Origin of the sequence: Vibrio brasiliensis LMG 20546 (assembly GCF_000189255.1) — a bacterium.
Lineage (GTDB): Bacteria > Pseudomonadota > Gammaproteobacteria > Enterobacterales > Vibrionaceae > Vibrio > Vibrio brasiliensis.
The window spans coordinates 22,244-29,714 of sequence record NZ_AEVS01000019.1 but is presented as its reverse complement, the minus strand read 5'-3'; the positions used below and the strand labels follow the sequence as shown (position 1 = coordinate 29,714).

Below are 7,471 nucleotides of genomic sequence, written 5' to 3'. Positions count from 1 at the left end.
TAATTTTGGTTCGATCCATAATGGGTTGGAAGTTGATGTAATATTTTTTAATAGTTTCTTCTCGGATTTATTGCCAAATAATACAATACAGATATTTAGCTTAGCTCTCGATGCTTACCTTCTCTTCTTTTGCTTTCCTAATAGAGCTGAATAGATGATTGAACACGTGATTTTTCTATTGTGTAAAGCCTCTCGTATGAAAGGGGAGGGTAAACCCACCATAGGCTTATCAAATGGCGTCTACGACAGAGCGTTTGTTCTTTAAGACGTGCGCGATCAACAGAAATCTGCCACTTTAAAGCCACTATTGATCTGATTTATGATCAGCTACATGGCAGGGGGGACAAATGTCCTCCCTGTGGTTTGCTGTGGCACCCTAAGATGAGTGCACCCCAAGCACAATAATAAAGGACATCTTAATGGACCTGTTTGCCCTGTTAGATATAAACAACACCCTAGTTAACATTCCGATTGGTGATGGCTATGCAATGAGCTGGATCGAAGCCTTTGGTACGGTTTTCGGTCTGCTGTGTATTTGGTTTGCCAGCCAGGAGAAAACCATCAATTACCTATTCGGTTTGCTGAACGTAACACTTTTTGCCGTGATCTTTTTCCAGATTCAGCTTTACGGATTGCTGTTGCTGCAGCTGTTCTTTTTCTGCGCCAACATCTACGGCTGGTATGCGTGGACCAGACCAAACGAACAAGGTGAAACCCTTGCAGTTCGTTGGCTTAGCAAACAAAAACTGCTGGCAACGGGCGCGGCGTGTGTCGTCGCGATTGCGCTGCTGACAGTGTATATCGACCCATTCTTCTTTGCTCTGGCCAACATTGCGGTAGATAGCCTGAATGTATTTGGTGCCGGGTTGTCTGAGCCAGTACTCGAACCGGATGCGTTCCCGTTCTGGGATGCGACCATGACAGTTCTATCGATTGTGGCGCAAATTCTGATGACGCGTAAATACGTTGAAAACTGGATTCTGTGGGTGGTGATCAACATCATCAGTGTCGGAATCTACGCGACTCAGGGTGTCTACGCGATGTCGGTTCAATACGCAATTCTGATGTTCATTGCTGCAAATGGCACCAGAGAGTGGGCTCGTAGTGCCAAGCGCAACGGCGACAAGAGCTTCACTCCAGCGACCGCACAAGGTTAAGCCGATGAACAAGCAACCTCATATCGGCGTAGACAGCAGCCAAATCGCGCCAAGAGTGATCGTCTGCGGTGAGCCAGACAGAGCAAACCGCATTGCCGCCTTGTTTGATCATGCCGAGCTGGTGGCGGAAAACCGCGAGTACCGTGTATTTACCGGCCGTTACCAGGGTCAGCCAGTCTCTGTCTGCAGCACAGGGATCGGCGCTCCTTCGATGATCATCGCGGTGGAAGAGCTCAAACTGTGTGGCGTCACAGACGTGATTCGAGTTGGCTCTGCGGGCGCAATGCAAGAGGGCATTCAACTGGGTGAGCTGATTGTGGCGGAAGGCGCAGTAAGAGATGAAGGCGGCTCAAAGGCGTATGTGGATGCTGCTTATCCCGCTTACGCGAGTTTCCCGTTATTGAAAGCGTTAGATCACTACCTGGCCGGGCAAGATGTTCGTTACCATGTCGGTGTGGTGCGTTCTCACGACAGTTTTTACACCGATGATGAAGAGGCGCTCTGCCAGTACTGGAACCGCAAAGGCATCCTCGGTGCCGATATGGAAACCTCGGCTCTGTTTACAGTCGGTCGATTGCGTGGTCTTAATGTGGCGTCGATTCTGAATAATGTCGTCTTGTATCAGCAAGATGTACAAGAAGGGGTCGGCCAATACGTCGACGAAGCGCAAGTGATGATGGCTGGCGAGCGGTTGGCTTCTTATGCCGCTCTTGAAGCCTTGCTTGCCTAGTTAACGGCAGGCTAATGTGGAAAGCGACACCCTGGTGTCGCTTTTTTATTGGCTGTTCTCAAGTCGGTCTAGCGAGTACAATTGATGAGAGATGGTGGCGATGAAAGAGATACCCACGTGAAAATAAGCCCTTACCCGACAGGACGTTTTAGCCGTTTTTTACATCAAACGAGTGCCCAGTTTCGTGAGCTGATTTATCAGTGTCAGATTGGCAGCCGCTACTTTGATTGTGGCGAAGAAATCCTTCGTCAGGGTCAACCGCTCCAACACCTGTATGTCGTGCCTGTTGGCCGGGTCTCGATGAGCATCATTGCCGCCAATGGCCGTCGATTCCAACTCGGTGAAGCCGATTGTGATTATCATATTTATGGCGAGATGGAGTTTTTCACCCAAACGCCTTGCCAATGGAATGTGGTGGCAGATGAACAGATGCAAGTGGATATTATCTGCCTGCATAAGCTGACCGAGGTGCTGCAACAAAACCCCGAGATGATGTTCTTTTTTGCTTCGGCACTGGCTGAGGATTATCAGGACTCGCTGGATATTTACACCAACCGTTTGTTGCACCCTATTGCCTACAACATTGCCTACGATCTGCTGGTGCAAAAGCAGGCCAATACCTTGTTAGGCGGCTTCGATAAAGTTAACCAAGAAGCCGAGCGATTCGGAACTTCAGGACGTGTTTATCGTCGAGCGGTCAAGGAGCTGATGGATAAAGGGTTAATCACTAAAGGCGAGCAGGGCCTTGAGATTGTCGATGAAGCCGGACTTAAAGCGTTTCTTGATGCGTCTGAGTAGTTGAGCGTGCAGCTGTGACCTTACTTCCAAAACTATAGCTTATTGTTTTAGCTTATTTATTTTTAGCGGATTGTGTTCACTTTAGACTAATAACTCTTTACAATTTGCTTGCGTATTGCCGGAGTGTAGTACTTTCTCGTAATCACTTTTAAGGATGTAAAGTGTTATGGCTAATCTGTCATTCAAGAACAAAATTATTGCGCTTATTGTGGCAATAATCACCCTCACTATTGCTACTTCATACTTCAGTGTAAACCACTTTATCAGTCGCTATATTCAACAGTCTGATAGCCAGAATATTACCCACAGCGTCGACCTCACCAAGCAAAAACTCGAGACCGAGCTGGCCAACAAACTGTCGTTGGCGTCGAGCCTCAATTTCAGCATGATGGATATCGCCGAGGCGAAACAAAACAGTGGTTTTGCTCAGGTGGTAAAGGTCGTTAACGGTTATGCGTTTGATGATACTGGCAATATGGCCGATGAAGATGCACAGGTCTTTATCGATCTTGCTGAGTCTCAGGGGGACGAAATGACCATTAGTCCGGTAACCAAGAGTGACTCTGGCTATGTGATGGTGTTTTCGGTTAAACGTGCCGACGAATCGGTTGACTTCTTCAAACTAGAGCTGAACGAGTTTGGCAACATTATCTCCCAGTATGCCGCTATGGGTAGCTTTGCAGAGCTTGTCGCAGGTGATGTGACTATCTTCAGCAATAAGCAGGGCGATAACCTGACTCCGGTTGAACGCTCTATCGAGTTTGCTGGCCAGTCGTGGCAGCTGGTGGGCTACATTGATTTAGATAATATTCAGAGTAATACCGACAAGCTCAACTGGCTGATCACTCTGGCGCTCTTGGTGTGCGCGGCCATTATCATTGTGGTTAGCGTTGTGCTAATCAACTACTCGTTTAAACCACTCCAGCGTTTGCAAGCTGTGGTTGGCGATCTCTCTCAGGGCAATGGTGATTTAACTCAGCGTTTAAGCGTTGAGAGAAAAGACGAGATTGGCGTGATTTCTCAGTCAATCAACCAGTTTATTGAAAAGCTTCAGCACATGTTTGTTGATGTTTCACACTCGGCAAAAGAGATTGATAGCGCAGTGCACAACATTGCTGAGCAATCCGCTTCTAACGCTAAAACCCTGGACCAGCATACTCAAGAAACTGAGCAGGCCATTACCGCGATAGAAGAGCTAAGTGCAACCGCTGCCTCAATATCAGATAGTGCCGACAACGCAGCCAAACTGACAGAGACCACTAACCAGTTTGCAGAGCAGTCTAAACAGACGGTCAACAACGCAGTGGGCAGTGTGAACGCTCTGGTTAATCAGGTATCTGCCATGTCACAGGTGACCAGCACCATGAGTGAAGACACCAAGCAAATCAGCAGCGTATTACAGGTTATTGGTGAGATTGCCGAGCAAACCAACTTGCTGGCGCTGAATGCTGCTATCGAGGCTGCCAGGGCAGGTGAGCAGGGCCGCGGTTTTGCAGTGGTGGCTGATGAGGTTCGCGCGCTGGCTGCTCGTACTCAAGACAGCACATCGCAAATCAATGAGATGCTGGCTAAGCTTCGCAATACAACCGATAGCGTAATGAGTGAGATGGATGCCACGCGACAAAGCTGCGAGCAAACGGCATCCAATACGACTCAGGTTATGGAGTCACTGAACCAGGTGACCAATGCGGTGATTGAGATGAATGACCTCAATACCCTGATTGCGACTTCTGCGATGCAGCAGAGTCAGGTCACTGGCGAGGTGAGTACCAACATGGCCGCGATTCAGGAAATTGTCCGTCAGCTCAACAGCAACGCGGGCGAGACGCATACCGTCTGCGAAGAGCTGCGCCACACTTCGGTCGACTTATCTCAGCTGGTGGGTAAGTTTAAAGTTCAGTAATAGGTAATCAGTAATAATAGCGCCATCCGATTGGGTGGCGTTTTTGTTTCTGGTGATATTTTTATCAGCAACTATGCTTTTGATGAGTCTATTTGTATCTGTAAGGAAGACAAAATGCGCAGCGTAGTTAAAACCTTTTTATATCTGGCCGCTTCTCTACTTTTTATCAGTTTCGCTCAGGCTAACACAGTCAAGCTTGCCAACGGTGAATGGGCGCCCTATCAATCCAAAACACTTAAGAACGGCGGTTTTATCACCCAAATCGTGAAAGAGGCATTCGAAGCAGAAGGCTATCAGGTGGAATTTACTTACATGCCATGGAAACGAGGCTTTGAGGAGTCCAAGGCTGGCAAATTTGATGGCTCGTTGATTTGGAGTAAAAACCCGGATAGAGAACAATTTTTTAATTACACCGACTCTGTTATTACATTGAGTACTGGTTTGTTCCAACAAAAGAGTAATCCCGTAAGCTGGAGTAGCAAAGAAGACCTCAAAAACTTCAAAATCGGCGGCGTAACAGGCTATGCCTATGGGGTCGAAGATATGGAGAAAGCCGGACAACTCAACATCCAGCGTATCGCCAGTGCGGAAAACAATTATAAGAAGCTAAGTGCCGGTCGCCTCGACATCGTGTTGGAGGATATGGATGTGGGTATGGAAACCATCACCAAGCTCAACTTAACCGACAAGATTGAACCCAACGCTAAAACACTGTCAGCGCGAGATTACTTCGTGATCATTTCTAAGAAATCGCCTCGTTCACAAGAGTTAGTTGATGCCTTCAATCGAGGATTGGCAAAACTCAAAGCGGAAGGCAAGTTGGACGCGTATCGTGAGGCGTCAATCAGAGGTGAGTACAAATAGCCTTTGTTAAAAATTAAAGGAATTAAAGGGACAGACATCATAAATTGAAGGGACAGACACCTTAAAATTGTTCGCTGAGATTGGGTCTCAGTGATAAAAAACGCCATCCTGGTGGATGGCGTTTTTGTTTCTCAAGGCTGTTTATCAAACCTTAAAGTATTTCAGTTGAGCGGTGAGGTGCTCGGCAGTGTTGGCCATAAGCTGGCTGTCTTCTGCGAGAGACTGGGACGCCTGCAGTACTTCATTAGCTGCCAGATGGATGCCAGTGACGTTCTCGTTCATCTCGGTGGCAACTGCGCTTTGTTGTTCAGATGCCGCAGCGATTTGCGCCACCATATCGTTCGCGTTCTGCATTTCATCGACGATTAAGTCGAGCTGTTTACGAGTATCTTCAGAGGCTTTAACGCTCTGCTCAACGTTGTCATTGCTGGTCTGCATTGCGGCGAAGGTTTTCTCAGCCTGACGGGTTAGCTTCTCGATAGTCTGCTGAACTTCGTTGGTTGAGTTCTGAGTGCGGCTGGCAAGGTTACGTACTTCGTCAGCCACGACTGCAAAGCCGCGCCCTTGTTCGCCTGCTCGTGCCGCTTCAATCGCTGCGTTCAGCGCCAGTAGGTTAGTTTGCTCAGAGACATCCCGAATCACACCAACCACGTTGCTGATCTCTTCCACGCCCGCTTGTAGGTCACGCACCAGCTCATTAGCAACAGAGATGTTGTCAGAGACATGAGCAATCGACGCAGAGGTGCGTTTCATTGTCTCGTCGTTGTTGTGGGCATGGGCGACCACTTTATTGGTGCTTTCTGAGGTGTTTTCCGCGTTGTTCGCGACGTCTGAGATAGTTGCACTCATCTCGGTCATTGCTGTCGAGAGCAGTTCAAGCTGAGCATGTTGCGAGTTAACGCTGGTCGCGGCTTCTTCACTCGCCTGGGCGATATGGCTCGCCATCGTGCTGGATTGAGCGGCTGATTCGTTGGCTGTGCGCAGGGTCGACTGGAGCTTGTCCATCATCTTATCGATCTGATTACTCATATCGCCCAGTTCGTCTTTGCGTTTCATGTTCATGCGTACACGCAAGTCACCATCCGCAATCATATGGGTGTGGTCGATCAGCCGGTGCAGCGGAATAAGAATGTTGTTGGAAATCATGTATCCCAAGCCGAATAGCAGTGCAGAGAGCAACGAGGCAACAATCGCTTCTTTCACCGCTAAAGCATAGAAGGCATCCTGAATATCAGACACCATGATGCCGGAGCCGATAATCCAGTTCCATTCGGGGAACAGCTGCACGTAAGATATTTTATCTTTTAGCCCACCATCAGGACTCTTCCATTGATATTCAAGGAAGCCTTTTTGTGCCGGAGTCTTAGAGATAGTCACCATCTCGCGCCAGTGGTATTTACCGCTACCATCCTGAAAGTTCTCGGCACTTTTACCATTTAGGTTAGGTTTGAGAGGGTGCTGAACAACGGTTAAATCCTGATTAAGAATCCAGAAGTAGTTGTTGCTGTCGTAACGCAGCGCTTCAATCGCTTTGAGTGCCTGCTGTTTAGCGTTGTCGTTACCCAGTACCTGACGCTGGTCGTAATAATGTTGCGCTAAGCTAACTACCGCTTCGACCTGAGCGCTGAGTTTACTCTCGCGCTCTTGCATTGAAGAGTTGCGTTGTTGAATAAGATTGTAGGCGCAAGCCATAGCAATAAGAACAGCCGATAAGACGACTATCGAAGCGAGCTTCGATTTAATTGAGAGATTACTGAGTTTCATAGCGAACCCTTTAGATTTATAGACCTTTTGACCTGACATACTTACTGACGTTGATGTCGCACAGACTGTATCAACTTTGTACCAACAGGGTTTGATTAACCTCATGTTTTTAATGGGTACATCGTGTTGCACAACAATAAAGTGCATTTGATCATGCTAATACTTAAGGGTTAGGTGTTTTAGCCTGGATTTTTGTGGCAATAGTGGCGAGATAATCTTTAAAAGCAAAAGACCCCAGCATATCGCCGGGGTCTT

6 protein-coding genes are annotated in these 7,471 nt (G+C 47.8%); 5 read left to right on the top strand and 1 reads right to left on the bottom strand.

The genetic code is table 11. From position 1 onward, the window contains the following. The first annotated feature begins 419 nt into the window (after positions 1 to 419). From pnuC to RH46_RS04195, 5 genes are all read left to right on the top strand, one after another. The gene (gene pnuC / locus RH46_RS04215; protein ID WP_006878165.1) at positions 420 to 1,157 is read left to right on the top strand and encodes a nicotinamide riboside transporter PnuC; all 738 of its coding nucleotides are present in this window, start codon (positions 420 to 422) and stop codon (positions 1,155 to 1,157) included. 4 nt (positions 1,158 to 1,161) lie between these two features. Next, entirely contained in the window at positions 1,162 to 1,887 is a 726-nt protein-coding gene (locus tag RH46_RS04210) for a nucleoside phosphorylase (RefSeq protein ID WP_006878164.1), read from the top strand. A gap of 117 nt (positions 1,888 to 2,004) precedes the next feature. Beyond that, a complete protein-coding gene (locus RH46_RS04205; protein WP_006878163.1) occupies positions 2,005 to 2,685 on the top strand; it encodes a Crp/Fnr family transcriptional regulator in 681 nt (226 codons plus the stop codon). 166 nt (positions 2,686 to 2,851) lie between these two features. Next, positions 2,852 to 4,588 (top strand): methyl-accepting chemotaxis protein, encoded by a 1,737-nt coding sequence (locus RH46_RS04200; protein WP_006878162.1) that lies wholly within the window; start codon positions 2,852 to 2,854, stop codon positions 4,586 to 4,588. A 114-nt stretch (positions 4,589 to 4,702) separates the two neighbouring features. Beyond that, positions 4,703 to 5,452, top strand: a complete 750-nt coding sequence (locus RH46_RS04195) for a substrate-binding periplasmic protein (protein WP_040895130.1) — start codon at positions 4,703 to 4,705, stop codon at positions 5,450 to 5,452. 144 nt (positions 5,453 to 5,596) lie between these two features. Here RH46_RS04195 and RH46_RS04190 read toward each other — a convergent pair whose 3' ends face one another. Next, positions 5,597 to 7,216 (bottom strand): methyl-accepting chemotaxis protein, encoded by a 1,620-nt coding sequence (locus tag RH46_RS04190; RefSeq protein ID WP_040895127.1) that lies wholly within the window; start codon positions 7,214 to 7,216, stop codon positions 5,597 to 5,599. Positions 7,217 to 7,471: the final 255 nt, after the last annotated feature.

What these genes read in the sequence shown, in the direction of transcription:
- RH46_RS04195 (WP_040895130.1), top strand. Translation starts at nt 4,703, where the DNA reads ATGCGCAGCGTAGTTAAAACCTTTTTATATCTGGCCGCTTCTCTACTT.
- RH46_RS04210 (WP_006878164.1), top strand. Translation starts at nt 1,162, where the DNA reads ATGAACAAGCAACCTCATATCGGCGTAGACAGCAGCCAAATCGCGCCA.
- pnuC (WP_006878165.1), top strand. Translation starts at nt 420, where the DNA reads ATGGACCTGTTTGCCCTGTTAGATATAAACAACACCCTAGTTAACATT.
- RH46_RS04200 (WP_006878162.1), top strand. Translation starts at nt 2,852, where the DNA reads ATGGCTAATCTGTCATTCAAGAACAAAATTATTGCGCTTATTGTGGCA.
- RH46_RS04190 (WP_040895127.1), bottom strand. Translation starts at nt 7,216, where the DNA reads ATGAAACTCAGTAATCTCTCAATTAAATCGAAGCTCGCTTCGATAGTC.